Source organism: Pseudomonas sp. YuFO20, from assembly GCF_035064975.1.
GTDB lineage: Bacteria > Pseudomonadota > Gammaproteobacteria > Pseudomonadales > Pseudomonadaceae > Aquipseudomonas > Aquipseudomonas putida_AE.
In genome coordinates, this window is record NZ_JAXDEO010000040.1 from 15,285 (window position 1) to 34,772 (window position 19,488).

At 55.3% G+C, this 19,488-nt stretch carries 14 protein-coding genes, 1 tRNA gene and 5 pseudogenes; 11 read left to right on the plus strand and 9 right to left on the minus strand.

Annotation, left to right across the window (positions count from 1 at the left end):
- Positions 1–77: 77 nt before the first annotated feature.
- Together SOP85_RS31450 and SOP85_RS31455 are read right to left on the minus strand one after the other, a co-directional pair.
- A complete protein-coding gene (locus tag SOP85_RS31450; RefSeq protein ID WP_406592681.1) occupies positions 78–941 on the minus strand; it encodes a methyl-accepting chemotaxis protein in 864 nt (287 codons plus the stop codon).
- Positions 936–1,997, minus strand: a pseudogene (locus SOP85_RS31455) (methyl-accepting chemotaxis protein); the annotation flags it as partial. The gene SOP85_RS31450 and the pseudogene SOP85_RS31455, both read right to left, overlap by 6 nt.
- Before the next feature lie 252 nt (positions 1,998–2,249).
- On the opposite strand from SOP85_RS31455, the gene SOP85_RS21340 reads away from it, so the two are divergent.
- Positions 2,250–2,921: a histidine phosphatase family protein gene (locus tag SOP85_RS21340; protein WP_323628142.1), complete on the plus strand. Its 672-nt coding sequence runs from the start codon at positions 2,250–2,252 to the stop codon at positions 2,919–2,921.
- Between the two features lie 25 nt (positions 2,922–2,946).
- A complete protein-coding gene (locus SOP85_RS21345) occupies positions 2,947–3,780 on the plus strand; it encodes a phosphatase PAP2 family protein (protein WP_323628143.1) in 834 nt (277 codons plus the stop codon).
- A gap of 150 nt (positions 3,781–3,930) precedes the next feature.
- On the opposite strand, the gene SOP85_RS21350 is transcribed toward SOP85_RS21345, so the two are convergent.
- Both SOP85_RS21350 and SOP85_RS21355 read right to left on the minus strand, forming a co-directional pair.
- Complete coding sequence (locus SOP85_RS21350) at positions 3,931–4,179, minus strand: DUF6124 family protein (RefSeq protein ID WP_323628171.1); 249 nt, start codon at positions 4,177–4,179, stop codon at positions 3,931–3,933.
- Positions 4,180–4,662: 483 nt separating this feature from the next.
- Positions 4,663–5,259, minus strand: coding sequence for a hypothetical protein (locus tag SOP85_RS21355; RefSeq protein ID WP_323628144.1), 597 nt, complete (start codon positions 5,257–5,259; stop codon positions 4,663–4,665).
- 130 nt (positions 5,260–5,389) lie between these two features.
- Here SOP85_RS21355 and SOP85_RS21360 point away from each other — a divergent pair, with 130 nt between their 5' ends.
- A complete protein-coding gene (locus SOP85_RS21360) occupies positions 5,390–6,109 on the plus strand; it encodes a hypothetical protein (RefSeq protein WP_323628145.1) in 720 nt (239 codons plus the stop codon).
- A 16-nt stretch (positions 6,110–6,125) separates the two neighbouring features.
- Here the strand turns inward: SOP85_RS21360 and SOP85_RS21365 are convergent, their stop codons facing one another.
- Complete coding sequence (locus SOP85_RS21365; protein WP_323628147.1) at positions 6,126–6,563, minus strand: N-acetyltransferase; 438 nt, start codon at positions 6,561–6,563, stop codon at positions 6,126–6,128.
- Positions 6,564–6,606: 43 nt separating this feature from the next.
- On the opposite strand from SOP85_RS21365, the gene SOP85_RS21370 reads away from it, so the two are divergent.
- Positions 6,607–7,377, plus strand: coding sequence for an APH(3')-II family aminoglycoside O-phosphotransferase (locus SOP85_RS21370; RefSeq protein ID WP_323628148.1), 771 nt, complete (start codon positions 6,607–6,609; stop codon positions 7,375–7,377).
- Positions 7,378–7,437: 60 nt separating this feature from the next.
- On the opposite strand, the pseudogene SOP85_RS21375 reads toward SOP85_RS21370, so the two are convergent.
- Positions 7,438–7,596: pseudogene (locus SOP85_RS21375) on the minus strand (NAD(P)H-dependent oxidoreductase); the annotation flags it as partial.
- Positions 7,597–8,195: 599 nt separating this feature from the next.
- On the opposite strand from SOP85_RS21375, the gene SOP85_RS21380 reads away from it, so the two are divergent.
- The 3 genes from SOP85_RS21380 to SOP85_RS21390 all read left to right on the plus strand — a co-directional run bounded on the left by SOP85_RS21380 (position 8,196) and on the right by SOP85_RS21390 (position 12,038).
- Positions 8,196–8,271: transfer RNA gene (locus SOP85_RS21380), tRNA-Phe, on the plus strand.
- A 491-nt stretch (positions 8,272–8,762) separates the two neighbouring features.
- Positions 8,763–9,065, plus strand: coding sequence for a hypothetical protein (locus tag SOP85_RS21385; protein WP_122683635.1), 303 nt, complete (start codon positions 8,763–8,765; stop codon positions 9,063–9,065).
- An 84-nt stretch (positions 9,066–9,149) separates the two neighbouring features.
- A complete protein-coding gene (locus SOP85_RS21390; protein WP_323628149.1) occupies positions 9,150–12,038 on the plus strand; it encodes a DNA methyltransferase in 2,889 nt (962 codons plus the stop codon).
- Here the strand turns inward: SOP85_RS21390 and SOP85_RS21395 are convergent, their stop codons facing one another.
- Complete coding sequence (locus SOP85_RS21395; protein ID WP_323628151.1) at positions 12,039–13,265, minus strand: phospholipase D family protein; 1,227 nt, start codon at positions 13,263–13,265, stop codon at positions 12,039–12,041.
- 341 nt (positions 13,266–13,606) lie between these two features.
- Positions 13,607–13,960 carry a hypothetical protein gene (locus SOP85_RS21400; protein WP_323628152.1) on the minus strand — a complete coding sequence of 118 codons (354 nt, stop codon included), beginning with the start codon at positions 13,958–13,960 and terminating at the stop codon, positions 13,607–13,609.
- Positions 13,961–14,929: 969 nt separating this feature from the next.
- Between SOP85_RS21400 and SOP85_RS21405 the strand changes: the two genes are divergently transcribed.
- The 4 genes and pseudogenes from SOP85_RS21405 to SOP85_RS21420 all read left to right on the plus strand — a co-directional run bounded on the left by SOP85_RS21405 (position 14,930) and on the right by SOP85_RS21420 (position 17,908).
- Entirely contained in the window at positions 14,930–16,330 is a 1,401-nt protein-coding gene (locus SOP85_RS21405) for a YfjI family protein (RefSeq protein ID WP_323628153.1), read from the plus strand.
- Positions 16,323–16,675 (plus strand): annotated as a pseudogene (locus SOP85_RS21410) (hypothetical protein). The gene SOP85_RS21405 and the pseudogene SOP85_RS21410 overlap by 8 nt, the downstream one beginning before the upstream one ends.
- Positions 16,659–17,639 (plus strand): annotated as a pseudogene (locus tag SOP85_RS21415) (integrase domain-containing protein). Before SOP85_RS21410 ends, SOP85_RS21415 begins: the two co-directional pseudogenes overlap by 17 nt.
- The gene (locus tag SOP85_RS21420) at positions 17,636–17,908 is read left to right on the plus strand and encodes a hypothetical protein (RefSeq protein WP_323628156.1); all 273 of its coding nucleotides are present in this window, start codon (positions 17,636–17,638) and stop codon (positions 17,906–17,908) included. Before SOP85_RS21415 ends, SOP85_RS21420 begins: the two are co-directional and overlap by 4 nt.
- A 163-nt stretch (positions 17,909–18,071) precedes the next feature.
- Here the strand turns inward: SOP85_RS21420 and SOP85_RS21425 are convergent.
- Positions 18,072–19,309, minus strand: a pseudogene (locus SOP85_RS21425) (integrase domain-containing protein); the annotation flags it as partial.
- Positions 19,310–19,488 lie beyond the last annotated feature (179 nt).

The window sequence follows — 19,488 nt, forward strand, 5'->3', positions numbered from 1 at the left end:
AGCCTGCGGCAGCTCCTACATGGAACTACGATCCCCTGTAGGAGCTGCCGAAGGCTGCGATCTTTTGATCTTGAACGTCAGACGCGGAAGTGGCTGACCATCATCTGCAACTGATTCCCCAACCGCGCCAGCTCAACACTGGACGCCGCCGTCTCATCACTCGCCGCGGCGGTCTGTTCCGACACATCACGCACGTTGACGATGCTGCGGCTGATCTCTTCGGCCACCGCGCTTTGCTGTTCGGCCGCGGCCGCGATCTGCTGGTTCATCGACTGGATGTTGGACACCGTGCGGGTGATGTTTTCCAGTGAAGCACCGGCCTTGCGGGTCAGGGCCACGCTGCTGTCGGTCAGGGTGCGGCTGTTGTTCATCACGGTCGCCACTTGCTGGGTGCCGTTCTGCAGGGCGGCCACCAGGCCTTCGATTTCCTCGGTGGATTTCTGCGTGCGTTGGGCCAGGCCCCGCACTTCGTCGGCCACCACGGCAAAACCACGTCCGGCTTCACCAGCGCGTGCCGCTTCAATGGCGGCGTTGAGTGCCAGCAGGTTGGTTTGTTCGGCCACGGCCTTGATCACGTCCATGACGCTGCCGATCTTGTCGCTTTCCTGTTGCAGCAGGCCCATGGCTTCGGTGGAACGCACCACCTCGCTGGCCAGGCGTTCGATCTGGGTGATGGCTTCAGCGACAACCTTGTCCCCTGCGCGTGCTTCGCCATCCGCCGCGGCGGCGGCCTGGGAGGCTTGCTCGGCATTGCGCGCGACTTCCTGCACGGTGGCGGTCATCTCGTGCATGGCGGTGGCGACCTGGTCGGTCTCGACTTTCTGGCTGTTGACCCCGGCGCTGGTCTGCTCGGTCACGGCCGACAGCTCTTCGGCTGCGCTGGCGATCTGGGTGACGCCGTCGCGGATACCGCTGATCAGGTCGCGCAAGGTCACGCCCATGCGCGCAATGCCTTGTTGCAAGACACCCAGCTCATCGCGACGCGTGACCCTGACGTCCTGGGACAGGTCGCCGCTGGCGATGCGATCGACCACGGCCAGGGTTTCGCGCAACGGACCGGTGATCTGCCGGGTAATGACAACGGCGCCAATAATGCCCACCAGCAATGCCAGCAGCGTGCTGATCAGTTGCAGGGTACGCGCCTGGGCGCTTTCAGCGTCACGACGGTCGAGCTGGATCTGATACAGCTGCTCGCTCAGGCTGACGATGGCCGCGCCCTCGTCGGTCATTTCCTTGCGCGCCTGCACAGCCTCGCTGTTCGCCGCTTTATAGGCCTGCAAGGCGCTGCGGTAGTTGCCCAGCGCGGTCTCCAGTTGGCGCAGGGCCTGGGGCTGGATGTCGCTGAAATGCACGTTGAGCTGTTGCAGGCTGGCAATCGCGGCGTCCAGTTGCGCCACGGCTTTTTGCTCGGTCTCGGCATTGGTGGTGGCGGTGTAGCCACGCACTTCGTAGCGGGCCAGCAGGAACGCTTGCTTGGCCGCGGTGATGGCCTGGAACTGTTCGAAGCGCTGATCACTCGGTGGCAGTCGTTGCACGCGGCTGTTCAGGTCGTCGATCAGCGTGCTGGCCGTTTCGGCGTTGCTGCCCATGACGTCGCGCGCGCTGTTGCCGGTACGGTAGGCGTCGCGCATCTTGGCCAGGGACGTCTTGTAGGCGTCGATGACGCTGCCTTGTTCTTTGAGCAGCTTGAGGTTTTCCGGGCTCTTGAACTTCGCCAGCAGCGCTTGTTGCTGATCGGAAAAGGCCTGAAGGGTGGTCTGTACGTTCTGCGCGGTGGCTTCGTCGCCGTTGGTCAGCATGTACTGCAGGCGCACCACGCGCAGTTTGGTCAGGCCGGCGTTGAGCTGGGTGATGTCGCTCATCCAGTTGCTGCGGTCAATCAGGCTGCCCAGGCTGGTCCAGCCGGTCAGGGCGAGGACGCAGGTCAGGGCCAGGACCAGGCCAAAGCCCAGGCCCAGTTTCAGGTTCACGCTGATGTTGCCGAACCAGCTATTCATCAAAATTCCTCCAGGAACGTGGTGTTTCTTGATCGTCGGTTGGCTGGAAGATTGTTGTTCTTAGGCGCCAGCAAGGTGGGTTGCAGGTCTGTATCGGCAGCAATCGCGAGCGCTGAAAGGATTTTGTCGGACGGATGCTGTAACAAGCTTTTGCCACGGGCTTAAGTTTTTTTTCACATTGGTTTCACTGGCAGTCGACGCCCGCCTCTTTACTCTCACGGCACCTGATGAAGGGCTGCGAGGCGGCTTGTTGTGGAATTGAGACTGAGTCTGTTCGGAATACAACGCTCGATCGACCTGAGCCGTTTTACCCGTTATCGCAATCCGCTCGTGGTGCTGGCCACGGCGATGCTGGCGCTGGCCATGACGGTATTGCTGTTACGGCCTGACGCCGTGCCGGACCTGGCGCATGGCAACGTGGAGGGCGCGCGGGCGCTGTTGGCGGGTTGGGCCAGGGGCGACATGATCGTGCTGGTGCGCCATGTCGAGCGTTGCGATCACTCCAGCGCGCCCTGCCTGAGTGGCGACGATGGCATTACCGATCGTTCGCGCAGCGTTGCGGTGGCGGTCGGTGCGCAGTTCGAGCAGCTTGGGCTGGGGAAGGCCGACATCTACAACAGCCCGATGGTGCGTACGGCGCAGACCAGCGGGTACATGTTCAACACGGTCGGCGCTGGCGACGACTGGCTGATCAACTGCAAGGGCACGATGCTGCGCGACGCGCTGACGCACAAGGTCCCCGGGCGCAACCTGATCCTGGTGACCCATAGCGAATGCATGGCGCAACTGCAAAAGGATCTCAAGTTGCCCATCTCGACCCTTGGTTACGGCGCCTCGCTTTTCGTTACCGCCCAAGCGCAACAAGCGCCGCACATACTCGGGTTCATCGAGGCCTCGGACTGGCACTCGATGACCACCGAATGAATTCACTCTGTCACCAGGACACACCATGCTGACGGCTTCCCGCTCGCGTTTTTACTGGGTGAACTTCGGTATCCCACTGGCCTGCGCGGTCGTGGTGTTCCTGATGTTCGACCTGACCCGGATCGACATCGCCTTCAACGATCTGTTTTATGACCCGGTGACGCAAACATTCCCGCTGGACCATGTGCACCTGTTCGAAAAGATCACCCATAAATGGGCGCGGATCATTCCGAACTGGACCGGCGAGATCGCCATCATCGGTGCCTTGCTGTCGTTTCTCTGGCCGCGTCTGGAAGCGGAAAAACACGCGAAGATCATCGCCGTCCTGGAAAAGATCAAGGTCGCGCCGGTGCTACGTTTTGCCAGCAAACATCGGCGGGATTTCCTCTACGTGGTGTTCGCGTTCTCCATCAGCACCGGCGTCATCCACTACCTCAAGGGTCATACCAGTGTGTATTGCCCGATCGAGACCACCCAGTACGGCGGGAAGATCGAGCACAAGGAGTGGTACGAGAATTTCGATTTGTTGAAAGTCGCCGGTGACGGTCGTTGCTGGCCCGGCGGGCATGCCTCCGGTGGTTTCACCATGCTGGCGCTGTACTTTGTTGCCCGCCGTTACCGCTGGCGCTATTCCAAGGCAATCATGTACGGCTCGCTGGCCCTGGGGTTTGTCTATGGCACGACGCGGGTGGTGCAGGGCTGGCACTACATGTCCCACACCTTCTGGGCCGGGATCTTCGTGTGGCTGGCGTGTTTGCTGACGGCGCTGGCCTTTTACGGAAGAGCGCGGTTGGAGATGCCGGTGCTGCAAAAGGATTGTCGCAAATTGCGGGTTGAGCGTAGCCCGCAATTTGAGTGAGATGTTCTGTTTTTTTGTTGCCTGGCAAATTGCTTTCGCGAGCAAGCCCGCTCCCACAATAGTCTTTCGGTGGTCGCAGAATTTGCATACGCCACAGACTAAATGTGGGAGCGGGCTTGCTCGCGAAGAACGATAACGCGGTCTACTTTCCTAGCCCTGCGGATCGACATTATCCAGCGCCCTGTTCACAGCCAGCTCCGCCAGCATGACGATCTGCGCAATCCCAAGCGCGGTGTTGCGCTGGGGGCCATTAAGGTAAGTGGCGAAGTCATTGAGCATGACGCTGGCTGAAGCCAGTGATTCGCAAGCGTGGGCGAGGAGGTTTTCGGATTTGATGTCGGGGAGGATCGTGAAGAAGGGGCTGGGGCGATAGGGGTTTGGTGGTTTCGAAGGGGGGATCGGGGGTTAGCTTATCCAAGATGATTAACCTCTTGCGTGGGTGCCAGTACTTGCCGTTCTCACACAGCAAAGAGGTGGCAGCTATGTGCGAGGTGAGAATCCGGTCATAGCCACCCGGTCAGACAAAAGTCTGCCCGCACACAGCCGCCATTACGCATCTACAGGCAGCGGACAAGCTGCCGGCAATTATGCGGATACTGGTAGTGCATGGCTATTACTTGCCGGGTTCTCACACCCGATCACTGAGTAGTCAGTGACGACAAAAGATTAATAAGCCCCCTTCCGACCGACAACCTGAAAGACCTGTGGGATTTTTCTCTGCGGTTTGCCCCAGCGTAGGACATTTCGCAAGACAAAAAAAAGCCCGCGGGAGGGCGGGCAAACCGTAGTTTCTTGAATGAGCGAGGGTAAATGTACAGGGAGTTGCCTGAACCCGGGGTGAAGAAAAGTTCATGTGTTGCCCGAGGGTGAAAGGGGAAAAGCTCAATACTCCATCACCTTCTGCCTCTGCAAAATCCACCCCGCCTCCCCAGGCATCAACCGATACTGAATCTCGCGCATTTTCCCGGTCCGGCCCGCCGAAGCGTCGGCACTGTCATACAGCGCAAACCGCTGCACCAAGGTGTTTTCCACCACGGCAAACTCATCCTCGCCGCGATACCCCTCGGCGATCTCTGGGTCTTCGCTGACCGGTGGCAGATAGATCGCACTGAGGGATTTTTTACGGTTCGCGGCATAGGCAACGAGCTCGCCGGGCAATCCGCGCCCTGGTGACCTGACGAACACGTAAATTTCCGGAGAGCCATCCCGATCGAGGTCCGCGACCTCCGCCCGGGCGATGTCGCCATTCAGTGGGTGAGTCATGGCCGAATTATCGATTTCCAGCCCTTGGGGAGCGATGCGCATTGCCCGGCCGCCATCGACCGACTCATCCGTCACATTAAAGACAATGCCCTGCAGTTCCAGCGACTGGTCGAAAGGCCGGCTGCCATTGCCGGCATCGAAGGCGTCGACTTCGCTGGCGGCGTGTGCTGGTAGGCAAACCATCGCTGCCAGGAGGGTCAGAATCCGCATATTCATGTTTGCATTCCTGAATGCTTCTGTTCAGTGGAGGCCCGAGCCTGTAGGGAAGTCATCAGCATAGATCCGCCCACGACCTGCCAGTGACCTATTCTTTTGATTCCGCCCAGCATCGAAAGGGACAAGACCCATGAACGATTTGCTGAAAAAAATACTCGACGCCCATGGCGGCCTGGAGCGCTGGAACAGGTTCACAACGCTCAACGCAACCATCGTCACGGGCGGAGAATTATGGGCAATGAAGGGCGTGGCGCAAGACACGATGCCCCGCGAGATGACCGTCAGCCTGCACCAGCAAAGCGCCGGCGTCACGCCGTTCGGCAACCCGCACTGGCGCACGGCATTCCGGGCCGACTACATCGCCATCGAAACCACCGAGGGCGAAATCGTGCGCGAGCGCGCGAACCCGCGAGAGTCATTCGCCGGGCACGACATGGATACCCCCTGGGACCCGCTACACCGTGCTTACTTCAGCGGGTACGCCATGTGGACCTACCTGACGACGCCGTTTTTCATGGCGATGGCGGGTTTCAACGTCACTGAAATCGCACCCTGGCAGGAAGGCCCCGAAGCCTGGCGCGGTCTGCGGGTCGAGTTCCCGGAACACATCGCCAGCCATAGCCGTTTCCAGGATTTTTACTTCGCTGACGACGGCCTGTTGCGTCGACACGACTATCACGTCGACGTGGCCGGCGGCTTCGCAGCCGCCCAATACGTGGGCGAGTACGTTGAAGCCCAGGGCTTTCGCTTTCCCTCCCGGCGCAGAGCCTACCTGCGGGGCGAGGACAGGCAACCCCTGCGCGAGAGGGTGATGGTGTCGATTGACCTGAGCGACTTTCGTTTGAGTTGAAGGGCAGAAGTGGTGCCTAGTCCTGAACCAGGTCACCCCAGCGCATCACCTTCTCAAGGTGGCCAGTGTGCTCATCCCGTTGTTCATTGAGAACCACAAAGCCCTGGCGCTCATAGAAATGGATGCTGGGCGCATTCGCCGAATATACAGTCAACCGTAGCGTTGACCTGGAGGCCTTGGCGTCCGCGAGAAGCTGCGTACCTATGCCGTGCCCCTGATGCTCAGGCGATACGAAAAGCGCCGCAAGCGTGTCGCCATACACAGAGCAAAATCCTGCGACGACCCCATCGGCCTCAAATACTCTGGACATGGCGCCGGGCAGGTAGACCTCGCGCATGGCATCAAGCTGGTTGCGCCAGAATTCGGGAGCGATGAAGTGATGCGCCTGGATTGACGCCCGTAGCCAGATGTCCAATACGGGTTCCAGGTCCAGGTTTCGAAAGTCGCGGATCATGAGGCCTCTCATAATTATCTGCCGGAGCAGGGTAAGTAACAGTATGTACATTCCCACCCAATGGTCCCAAACATCCAGTGGTGCACCCATTGAACGACAAACCATCGGCGAGTCAGGCGCCGAGGTTTCTCGCATTCGCTGCATCAGCGGCGAACACCTGTTTGTGAAGTCCGAACCCGTTGGCGCCCATAGTGAGCTGCCGCAAGAGATTGAGCGTCTTCGCTGGATGAACCGGCTCGACCTGCCTGCGCCAACCGTTCTTGATGCCACGACAGAAAACAGTCGCCATTGGTTACTCATGAGTGCCGTCCCCGGACAGGATCTGGCCAGTGCCAACGATCTGTCTCCCCCCCAAGTCATCAGCATCCTGGCAGTGGCACTGCGTACTCTGCACCAGGTGCCAATCGAGACATGTCCCTTTGATCACCCGTTGGAGCAGCGCATAGCCGCCGCCCGGAGTCGAGTGAGTGCCGGGCTCGTTGACGAGGCAGACTTTGACGATGAGCGGCTGGGTCGGACCGCTGTGGATGTTTTCGCAGAGCTGCTGTCGACGCTCCCTGAAACCTATGATCTTGCGGTCACCCACGGCGACGCCTGCCTGCCGAATTTCATGGTCGAAGGAACCCGCTTTACCGGCTACATCGACTGCGGCCGACTAGGCATCAGTGACATTTACCAAGATCTTGCGCTGGCTGCCCGAAGCATAGAGCGCAACCTTGGACAGGCATGGGTAGCGCCATTTTTCCACGCCTATGGTGTGGAACCCGATCAGCAACGGATAGCGTTTTACTGTTTGCTGGACGAGTTCTACTGATGAGCTGCGAACGAGGTTGCTGAACAGCGGCTCCAGTGACAGGCGGGCGCGGGCGTAGTCCATACCGAGCGGTGGCAGTGGATGCGCGCCCAGGTCACGTTCGACCAGTTCGAGCCGCGGATAGCGCTGGCGCAGGGATTGCACCAACTCCAGTGCCAACTGGTTCGCATGGGAAACCTGGCCATTGGGGCTGGCATTGATCAACAGAACATTATTCATGCTGACTCCCTTCCCGCAGGCTCTGCGTGAAGTGCATGCCGCCGTTTTTGCGGTGGTTTGGTTGGCCCCTTCGCGGGCAAGCCCGCTCCTACAGGGGGGGCGTATCAGCGTTGGATTACCGAACCCCAGATGCAACAAAACCCGCACTGGGCGGGTTTTGGCTTGCTTCGTATTTGGTGGGGCGGGGTAATTTGAATTGAGGATGTATTTTATTGATTTAATTGACTAATTCCAGTTGAGTTTTTTTGTTGGAATACTGATTGGAATACCGCCGGGTCAAAGAAGTGTATTTCCAACGGTTTTATCTGGATGTCCGGCACTAGTAGATGGGCTGATTGCATCCTCGGAGTTGCGCCTTTGCGTTGTGGTAATCGACGAAATTCGGCCGTTCCTGCCATCGGGCATGGGAATAAATGTCCTTGGCGCCGCCTGACCCTGTTGAGCAGAGGGTGAGCGTTCATCTCTGATTTTGAACCTGTTTACGATTTTTGAGTTTGTGTGTTTTCCATATCCCGGGCGATCCTAAACATAGGTATTCATTGATTTTTTTTGATTTCTTGCTTGACGCCCAAGCCGTGGCAACGTTTAATTCCGCCGCGGCCCAGATAGCTCAGTCGGTAGAGCAGGGGATTGAAAATCCCCGTGTCGGCGGTTCGATTCCGTCTCTGGGCACCACCTTTCGTTTTTTGAGTGATGCCAAGCACACTCGAAAGCACACAAGAAGCCCGCCTCGTGCGGGCTTTTTGTTTTCCGTGCCTCCCACCGTACCGTCGCAGCCCAAACAGAAGTGAGTAGATCCATTTCGGTCTCGAAATCTACTCACGCCATATGCGGCAATACGCGCCTGGTACGACCTGCAAAGACGCTGCGAGCCAATCTCAGATACCACGCTCCATGCAGCTAATCCGACGGAACAGCTTTACCGGCTGCCTATCTTAACTTGATAAAGAGTCGAAGCTAAGTGAGTTATCACAATGCTTGAAGCCCGCCACATCGACTTTCAGCAGTACAATTGCCTCCTCACTCTATCATCGCACATGGAACCCTCTATCAAAATTATCGGTAGGATTTACGTCCCAGTCTCAACCAGCTGAATTCTAAAAAGCTGCGCGCCGAGACGAAGGATACAAACTAGAAACCGCTCTAAATTTCAAGAGAAAGACCAAATGAAACTACTTAATACTTACGAAGACCGCGATGACGCAGAAGACGCGCTAAAAAAACTAAGCGGGGAATGCAGGCTGGCAAGTGAACGAGACGCCACGGAAACTATTTATAACTTATTTGGAATTGCCACATGGTCAAATTTTCACAAACTAGACATGTATAACCTTCCCGAACTAAAAATACTTCTATCCACCCGCAAAGAGTGGACGGACCGACAGCTTGGTAGACATGAAGTTATTATTAAATCTCTTCAACAAGTTGCTAAAATTTACGACCTGGATATTCCGTCTCACTGGATTTAGGCAGGGCGATTTTGTGCGGCTTTACGTTGATGAGAGGAGCCCGAAAGGCTAGAATGCATTTTTGTACATAAATGCAGATTTGACATGACCAGATTAGTTTTTGAGACCACAGATGCCGATAAAGCAGCCCTCGCTGCAGCGTTGGAACCCGCTGGCAAGACCTTCACTGACTGGTTCGAAGAACAGCTCGCAGACACGATCACGCCGGTTCAGATTGACTTGGCGGCCTCGTGCATGCCAGAGGCCCAGCATCCTAGGGACATCGCGGATGCTACCCAGGTAGCATCTGACATTCAAAATGCTGATTGGTCCTTTGTGAATGATGAAACCGGCTTCCTGACGCACGACATTCATCCCTACCCCGCAAAGTACATTCCGCAGATTCCCGCCAATGTGATTCGACGACTGTCACTACCCGGGGAGCTAGTCCTTGATCCGTTCGGGGGTAGTGGTACCACCGCGACTGAATCTGTCAGGCTTTCTCGTCGTGCTGTATCGGTCGATGCAAACCCTCTCGCGACGCTAATTGGCAAGGTCAAAACCGCAGGAATTAAGGATGAAGATCGTACTGAATTAGAAAGGCTGGCTACCGCTGTCTATACTTATTCACTAGAGTCTTCGCCAGTACCGAATATTGACTTATTTAAAAAATGGTTGCCGGAAATTCCAAATCATGAAAAATGGTTTTCAACTTCGATAACTGCCGAACTCGCCTGCATACGACACCTAATCGAAGAGCTGACTAGCGGTCGGGCTAAAGATATTGCCTACTTAGCATTCTCCCGAATAATTGTGAGAGTTTCGAACCAAGACTCTGAGACACGCTATGTGTCCAAGGAAAAAAATCATGCGCCTAAATATGCTATCCGCGCATATCTTGAGAGCATAAAGGCCGTACGGTTACGGGTAGAGCGATTTAGCCAGCTTTGCACCACAAGTGACGCCACTTTCCACTCAGGCGACAGTCGCTTCGTCATGCGAAATGATATTTCTCCTGAATCCGTAGGATTGATCGTCAGCTCTCCACCATATCCCAATGCTACCGATTACCATCTTTACCACAGGTTTAGGATATTTTGGCTAGGGCATAACCCCAAAAAGCTGGGTGACGTCGAGATTGGCTCTCACTTGAAGCACCAACGGAAAAATACGGGTTTTGAAGAATATGTCGATGACATGTCCGCAGTGTTTAAAGATTGCTTTAATGTTTTAAGTCCAGGAAGGTACGCGGTTTTTGTTGTAGGAGACGCTGTTTTTTCCGGGGAAACTATAGATACAGCTGCAGGCTTGGCAGTCGCGGCCGAGGCTCTCGGGTTTGAACACGTGGTGACCGTAGAAAGGCCCATTCACCAGACAAGACGTTCGTTTTCCGCTGCTGCACGACGCGCTAGGGCGGAAAAACTACTGGTGCTCCGCAAGCCCGAAGAGCTTAAGACATATAATCTAAGCCCTACGACGTATAGGCTATGGGACTACGAGGAGATATTGAGGGAGCGAGAAGTTAAAGCAGTTCTTGGTGACGTTACAAATAAATCTCCTCTAAAAGGGGATTGGAGCGCTATCGAGTTAAGTCCAGCGGAAAGATGGAAACTCAACCGACTAACGTTCACGAGCATGCACCACACAGCTGACGGTCTACCCGAAAAGACTTGGCAAAAACTCCTGGAAAATGGTGACAGTGATACATCGAAGCGAAAAGAACCAAAGTATGTCACTCATGGTCTCCATGCATATAAGGGGAAATTTTACCCGCAGCTTGCAAAAAGTCTGATCAATATCGCGCAAATTGAGCCAGGTTCTATAATTTTTGACCCATTCTCAGGCAGTGGCACGGTGGCGCTTGAAGGTTATCTAAATGGATTCAAAGCCTTTGGCTGCGATATGAATCCACTTGCAGTCAAGATAGGGAAAGCTAAATCAGAGATTCTTCAATTACCACAAAGCGCTGTTGATCGGAGCCTTTCGGCCTTAGCCCAATCGTTAAAAACTAGCGCCCTCGTTTATAGTTCTTCGTCTGATCAGTTCACGGGAACAATTAGTGACGAATTAAAAGCGTGGTTCCCGGAAAAGGTGATATCTAAGCTGAATTGGTTGCTTAAGCAGATCAGGCTATTTGGAGAAGATAGGCTGGTAAGTTTTCTCGAGACTATCGTAAGCGATTGCATACGAGAGGTATCACAACAGGACCCTACAGACCTGCGTATCCGTAGACGGTCCACTCCCATTGAGGATGCTCCACTAGTTGAGCTTTTTTTGCAAAAACTTGAGACACAGCACCGTCGCTTGCAACATTTCTGGTCTGTTTCCAGTCGGCGGCCGTTCGCGTTTCATTCGCCAACCATAATTCAGGGCGACTCCCGAGAACCTTCCACTTTTGATAACTTAGGCCTGAAAGAGAGCAGCGTAGACGCGATCATTACGAGTCCACCCTACGCTACTGCTTTACCTTACATTGATACAGATCGCCTCTCACTCATGGCGATACTTGGTATACCGTCCAACGTTCGTAAGTCTGTAGAAGAAAAACTCACCGGTTCAAGAGAAATTGCCAAATCTGAAAAAAATACATTTGAGAAACTCCTATATTCTGAAGATGCATCGACGTCACTCCCGAAAAAGCTGATAGATGAGTTAAAAGAAATCCATCAGAAAAATATTTTGGAGGGGGCAGGTTTCAGGAAACTTAACATGCCATCTCTGCTTCTTCGGTACTTCTTGGACATGAAGAAAAATATCGAAAACACTCAAAAAGTTTTGCGTGTCGATGGCAAAGCCTTTTATGTAGTTGGCAACAGTAAAACGAAGGTTGGGGAAAACTGGTTCCCGATCAAAACTACGGAATGGCTCCTAGAAATTGGAGACATGGTAGGCTTGCAAGCTTCACGGTACTTAGACATTTCCGTCACAACGGAAAATCTACGTCATATGAAGCATGCAATAACCGAGAATGGTATAATTCAGTTTATCAAGTAATCAGAACCACCCAAACCGGCGGGGCTCTTTCTTACCCCCGCCGGGCATTTTCTGGTTGCATATCTCAACCCATCTTTCATACTCAGGTGATTGGGGAGTATGAATATCCAGTTCGTAGTCTATTCCTGCGGATTCTGAGAAATACATAATCATAACTGAATAAGCGGGGACAACTGGAACAAGCGGCGAAGCTGTTACACGAATCTCGCTTTTTTTGGTGTAAAACACCGTATTCAATTCATAAGCCGGCAACTCTAACAATAGCGGCTCTTCGCCGCCTATTACTCTGATGTTACATACGGGGTCCGGAAAACGCTGAGGATAGCCACCGTTTTTGCTTCCTTGCTTAGGGGTTGTTATCCCAGTGAACGGCATTCCGAAAAATGCTGGATTTTGTTTGGCGGCAGTACTACTCAAGAATATTTCTCCATTGTCATGGGGCGTGATCTGAATCGCCAAACCAGTCACGGGAGTGAGGGGCTTAGTAACATCCACCTTTTCAGCTTGCGTTTGGATAATTACAGCTTTGCTCGCAAGTGCTTGCTTCGTACTTTTTTTACCAAAGACACCTTTCGGCAAGCTGCTTGCCGGCAAGACTGGGAGTCTCGCTCCAGTTTTTGCGCGAAACCCCGGTAGTCTACCCCCAGACCCCGAACGGTTAACCACAGACTCATCGAGAAGAAGTCCGGCTGAAATGAGCACCGCGAGTGTCTCTGAAGTTAGCGGATGAGTTACCGGGCATTGATCTGGCAAAAGACCTTCAAAAGTCTTCGTAATAGCTGAAAAATCATCCTCTTCAGCCGGAAGTTCAAAGGATAGTTCAACTCCGGCCTCAAAGTTTATTTCGGTGCCACCGACTGTCAGATTATTCGACCCAATGTATGCAACTGCCTTGGTGGCACCTTTGAACCAATAAATCTTGGGGTGGAAGCTATTTCCTATTTGTTGAGTAAAATATGAGGCGCTCAGATTTTCGACCGCAAAACTCAAGGCTTGTAAACTAGTTCCTTTATGGTCAATCCCAAAAATGCCGGTAGCGGTCTTACCTTGTGCAGTCCAAGCTTCCAAAAACTCCTGAAGGCGGTATAACGGACCAACCTTGGCGAAAGCGACGGCAAAACCAAATTCATTAAGCTCAGGATCACTAAGGAACCGCTTCAAATCCTCCAGCAAGCGTCTACTGCCGAGTGGTTGATCAAGAGGGGAAAGGATGGAAAATTGCGGCATTCGTCTTCATGTCCTTATTGAAGTACCTCACCCGCTGTTAGGCATCATGCCTCAGGGAGTGACGAGGTACGCTAGGTGTGCAGTGGCAAAATGATCTCATCTATCGTAGATTACTCGAAATTATGGCTTAAGCGTTGCATTGATTGACTGTGCTACGGCAACCTCGTTGAATTTTAATGATGCTATTAGCTATGGTCACCGATTCATAATCCCATAGGTCCGCTATACGACTACCGTATCTGAGGTTTGAGGCCTCAGTTGACATGAGCCGTTCGGTCAGGTGGCTCGCGGTAACGAATGCGGTTCAATGTCAGGCGAGCGAGCCAAGTGAGAGCGCTCACTTACATCGACTTGACCGATATCACTTCCACAAATCTGAATTTTTTTCTGGCCGTCTTAGTGGCTTCTTGCTCCGCTACTAGGGAGCTCAGCGTATCGGCCTCATGTACCATCTCGTGCATCTTGCCTTCAAATTCATTTCCCACCCGCAGCGTGACTCTCAGCCTGGGCGTTTGCAGCAGGCGCTGATCAACCTTCGAGAAGCGGCTGCATCCCGACCAACAAGTTTCGATGCTTGAGGCTCTGATTGACGTTTGAGATTTTGCTTTTCCCGCCAAACCCTCCGATCCTGCGATCCTGCGATCCTGCGATCCTGCGATCCTGCGATCTTCGATCGCGCCGATCGGAGGGTTCACTCGCTTTTTCTCGAAGCCAACTCGTTCCGCCCTTCCATTTCAAATTTGATTAGCGCCACGCCGTTGTTAATCCGTCAGTAATTGTCCGTGATCTCTAGCGAGTGGAACGCAGTTCAGCGTCAGAGCCGAGCTTGTCGTAGAGCTATGGCTAGAGAAGTGGCGACACCGGCGACAACCCATGCAGAACGCGGCCTGGAGCATGGCGACAAAAGTGGCGACAGTCGCCACTTTTTGAGTGCTTTGCCCGTGACGCTTGACCGTCTTTTCGAGTGGGTATAAAAATTGGCGCAAGGATCGCTGTCGTTGACAGCACCAGCCCAGGTAGCCAGAACCTTCACGCCACTTTCGTGGTGGTTCTCCCAAAGTGCGATACAGCGTCCGGCGGCTCGCACGGTCACTCCCCAAGAGTGATGGATGCCTACTCGACTTATCTGTCCATTGCGGCAGACGATGGACCTACCTCACTGCGCTGCAGCAAGCTTACCTTTCGGCACACTTCGCTGCGCCAGACAGCGCCCGTCTCTTTCTCCAGGAAAGAGACGGGCGCTCCTACCGCTGCTGCCAGCCGCGTCGTACACGGTATTGCCGCAACTCTCTTCGTGACAATCGACCTGACAAACCCGATTCGTCGCCATCCGCAACGACACAGACACCGGTGCCGCAGCCTATGGACAGGCTGTACCTGACTGACAGTCAGGCATGCCCCAGGTGTCCATGTCACTGCCTTCTCCCACCCAGGATCTCCAGGTGCCGAACTCGTCAGTCGGCACAGCCTCCACCCGCCCGCATTTTCGGATGCGCTAAGGAGGCCAGATTCATGGGTTCATGCCCTCGCTCCCGGTCGTAAGGAGCCGTACGTTCCGCGTCAGTGAATACCTCACAGGCCGCAGGGGCCTTGATCCCTGATAACACTCAACAGCCGTGGCGGGACTACGTGAGGACAGCCAGCAATCAGCGAGGAGAGGGCCCATGCAGCAGTTAGATCCGAAGCTTGAACTACCACGACCACCTCGACCTCTGATTGAGGCGAATCCCGTGGCCCAGCCTTATCCGGTGCAGGCACTGGGTGGGATTCTTGGGCCTGCGGTGGAGCGCATGGCCGAGGTCATCGGCGTGCCCCAGGCACTGGCCGCACAATCGGTCTTGGCTGCCTCGGCGCTGGCCACTCAAGGTCATGCGGGCTTGCAACTCGATGGGCGAAATTACCCCCTGTCGCTGTTCCTGATTACAGTGGCCGCGTCAGGTGATCGCAAGACCGCGGCAGATCGTTTTGCATTGCTGCCAGCACGGCAATGGGAGCGTGAGCAGTGGCAGCGCTACCGCGAACAACTCGCCCGGTACCGTGTCGCGCAGCGACAGGCGCAGCGTATCAACCCTGGCGATCCCGACCCCACAAACGGCGTACCGCTGGAAACGGAGCCCTCTGCACCTAGGCTGATCACCACGGATCCGACTATCGAGGCCGTGATCAAGGGACTCTGCCATGACTTGCCGAGCATGGGCCTGTTCTGTGACGAGGGGGGACAATTCCTCGGTAGCAGCACCATGAGTCGAGATAACCGTTTGAAAGCGGTTACGACCTTGTCGTCACTTTGGGACGGCAGTCCGATAGATCGCGCGCGGTCCATGGTGGGTGAAAGCTTGCGAGCTTACGATCGACGCTTAAGCCTGCACCTGATGCTGCAACCGTATCTAGCCATGCAGTTACTCAGTGACCCGTTGCTGCGGGGGCAAGGCATTCTCGGTCGCTGCCTCATGACCTGGCCCACCAGCCTGGCCGGACAACGCAGTTACCAGGCTGTCGACTTGTCCAAAGACCCCGCCCTAAAGCGATATCACCACCGTCTTTCGGCCCTGTTTCATCAGCCTTGGTCGCTTTCCGCTGACGGTGCCTTGCGGCTGTCACCGCTGAGCCTCAGTCCACTGGCTCGTCGTCGCTGGATTGATCTGCATGATGCCATCGAGGCCCAGTTGGGTGAGTTTGGCGAGTTGGCCAGCGTACGGCCTAGCGGATCGAAGGCCGCCGATAACCTGCTGCGCGTCGCCGGCAATCTGGCAGTCGTGGAGGAGAGCAGCGTCGTGGAGGTCGATCATATCCAACGGGCCTCGGCCTTAGTCGGCTATTACCTCTCCGAGATCCAGCGCCTGACCGAACAGGAACCGGTGTGCCGGGTAAAAGAGGAGGCAGACCGGCTGCTGCGCTGGCTGCAGGTCAAAGATTGGAAGCGCTTCAGTATTCGGGAGCTGAATCGCAATGGTCCCCGATTTGCCCGTAAGAGCAGTCGTCATGCCGCCAAGCTGTTGGTCGAGTTGATTGATCATCAGTGGCTGAGCACCGACGGTTGTACCTTCGAGGTGCGCCATGTTTAATCTTGATGAAGCGCTGCGCAACCACCTGGCTCAGCGCCAAAAGGAGCCGAAAGCGCGGTTTGTCGCCGCGACTGTCGCCACTTTGTCGCCACGCTCAAAGCCAGGCAGGACAAGGGTTGTCGCCGGTGTCGCCGGTGTCGCCACCACCCATAAGCTATCGCCTCTACGACAGCCATTATTCAATGGTTGAAAGAGGAGGGTGCGCATCTTTACGTCACCGACAACACGCTGTGTTTTCGCGCGACTGATTGGGCTCAGTTCGCGATTGTAAGTGCGCACTGGCGAGCCCTTTTGCATGATCTCGCGGCAGTCGATCAGGAACAGAAAAATGGCTCGGGTCGGTAAGCGAGCGGGGCGCAATTTCGGCTTCGGTCGCCAGCTTAGCTATGCTGGACCGGAAGCACTGAAAGACCTGTTTGGCGACGGCCATTTTGCTTCCGTCAAAGCCCATAGTGATCGCTGGCAGGCGTTCGTGCATTGGTGTCGATCCGATGAAGGACCGGGGGGCAACGACGCGCGCCAGATAGACCGCGAGATCCTCATGCGGTACGCCGTCCACGTGCGGGAGCAGGTTGATCAGGGCAACGTCGGCATTGCCGCCGCGCAGAACCGGCTGTCCAGCGTAAACCGAACGATGGCCGCGCTGCGCGGTGATCAGTAAGTCAAAATCCCGAGTCCGAGTAAGGCGCTGGGCTTGCAGCGCTCAAGCGTGCGTAGTGAGGCTCCGCATGGCCAAGACCGTGCGCAGGTCAAGTTGATCGCACGGGCGCTGTCAGATCGTCAGCAATCGAGGGTGAGTGCCATTGTGCTCCTCGCCCGTGAGGCTGGTATGCGCCTGCGCGAAGCGATCCTGGCCGATCTGCCCCGACTGCAACGTGAGATTCGGCAACTGGGCAAGATCAACATCCAGGATGGCACCAAAGGTGGTCGATCAGAGGCCTCGGCACCGCGCTGGATTACGGTAACGGATCAAGTTCGCGATGCCCTGGATTGGGCCAGCGCGACCTCACCCAATGGCAGTCGGAATTTGTTGGCACCCGACGAAAGCTACAAAGACTTTATGCAGGCAGTTGTGCGACCGGCACGGGACATCCTGCATGAGCATGGATCGAAAGGTTTTCATGAGCTGCGGGCGGCTTACGCCTGTGAGCGCTATGAGCAACTAGTCGGCTTTCCTGCACCCGTTAATGGTGGTCGTGTTCATCAAGAGGATCGAGCACTCGATCAGCGAGCCCGTAAGCAGATCAGCCACGAGTTGGGATATAACCGCATCGATGTGGTGAGTGCCTACATCGGAGGCCGGCGATGACGGCCGAGTTCGACATAGCGTTGTTCCTACGCCCCATGCTCAAAGGTGCACATGCCACGCAGCAGCGGCACATCAGGCAAGCTGAAAGGATGCAAGAGGTGATTCGTGAGCGCTGGGGTTGCGCGACTCCCTGGTCCTGGAGGGAAAAACACGTGAGATGGTTTCTGGAGCACTATTTGCGATGCTCAGCTCCAGCTACCATCTACTACTACGAGTTAACCGCGGGGTTGATCCGCCGTAGAAAGGCAGAAGTCGTGGTTGCCCGATAGACCTTTAAGCGTGAGCCCCTGAGTATGGGAATGCGGAGCCTTCCCATACTCAGGGGCTTGGCTGAAAAAGCGCAGGCATACCAGAGATCTGGCAACTGTCGTCACTCCTTTCGCCCTGCTACACGACACGGATCGTAGCCGGTGGCGGGTACCTTTTGGATGTTCAGCGAATCGGTATGACGTTGCGATCTCTGGTTTGATTGATGGCCAATGCTGACAGGCTGCCGGTGGCTGCCTTCTGGATATGCTCACTCCACCAGGCCATCATCGGACGCCGGCGTTCGATGTAATCCGCCCTGTTGTAGGCGCTACGAACTTCATCCTTGTCGACATGCGCCAGTGCGACCTCGATCAGTTCCGGATCCCAGCCATGCTCATTCAGGATGGTGCTCGCCATCGAGCGCAAGCCGTGGCTGACTAGACGGTCCTGAAAGCCCATGCGCTTCAACGCCATGTTGGCGGTCTGGCTATTGGCATGGGTGCGGGGGTTTCTATCTGAGGGGAACACGTACTCTCTGTTACCACTGAGTTGCTTGAGCGTTTCCAGTAACGAAAGTGCCTGATCGGTGAGGGGGATTGTGTGCGGGCGCCGCTTTTTCATGCGCTCTGGCGGAATGGTCCAAATGCGCTTGTCGAAGTCGATATCTGCCCATCGTGTGGTGGCTGCTTCGGCAGGGCGGGTCATCGTGTGCAACTGCCATTCGATTAGGCAGCGGGTCGTGCGCTTGATGCTTGCGTTCGCGATTTCCATCATGAGCTCGGGAAGCTCCTCAGGTGGTAGCGCAGCCATGTTCTCTTTTTTGGGTTTCTTGAACACCGCCCGAATTCCATTGAGGGGGTTCGCAAATATCAGCCCGGAGTTGACCCCGTAGGTCATGATCTCGTTGAGTCGTTGGCTCAATCGTTTGACGGTTTCGAGGCTCCCTTTGGCCTCGATTGGGCGAAGGATCTTGATAACCATCGGGGCGGTGATTTGCGAGAGCGGCGTTGTTTTCATACTTGGGAAAACATGCAGCGTCAGCGATCTCCAAATGTCTTCGGCGTAGGCTTTGGTTACGGAGTCTTTCTTCAGTTCGAACCAGGCAGTGGCCACCTTCTCGAAAGTGTGTTCAGTCTCAGCAAGTTTGGCTTGCCTTACCTCATCACGCTGGGTTTTGGGATCAGTGCCCAAAGCGAGCAACTCTCGCGCCTCTGCGGCTTTCTTCCGGGCGTTGGCTAGCGAGAGGTCGGGGTATGGCCAAGCGCCATGTTGATACGGCTTCTGGTCAACGGCTCGCGGTAATTGAAATTCCACATCATTGAGCCGATCGCGCGTGCTCGAAGCTGTAAGCCATCGCCGTCGCTGAGGACGAAGTCTTTACCAGTTGCCTTGACCGCCTTGAGCTGGCGATCGGAGTGGCGGTTGCGTTAGTAGGCATGGGGCTACCTCCAGCACCGTTTTGGTATCCTGAAAATAGCATTTGGTGCTCCGGGATACCACCTAGGATACCAAAGCGCCTGGAACTCAGAAATTCTCCAAAGCCCCAGGAAGCGCTGAAACCCCTGTATTAACTGGATTTCAGACACAAAAAAAGACGTCC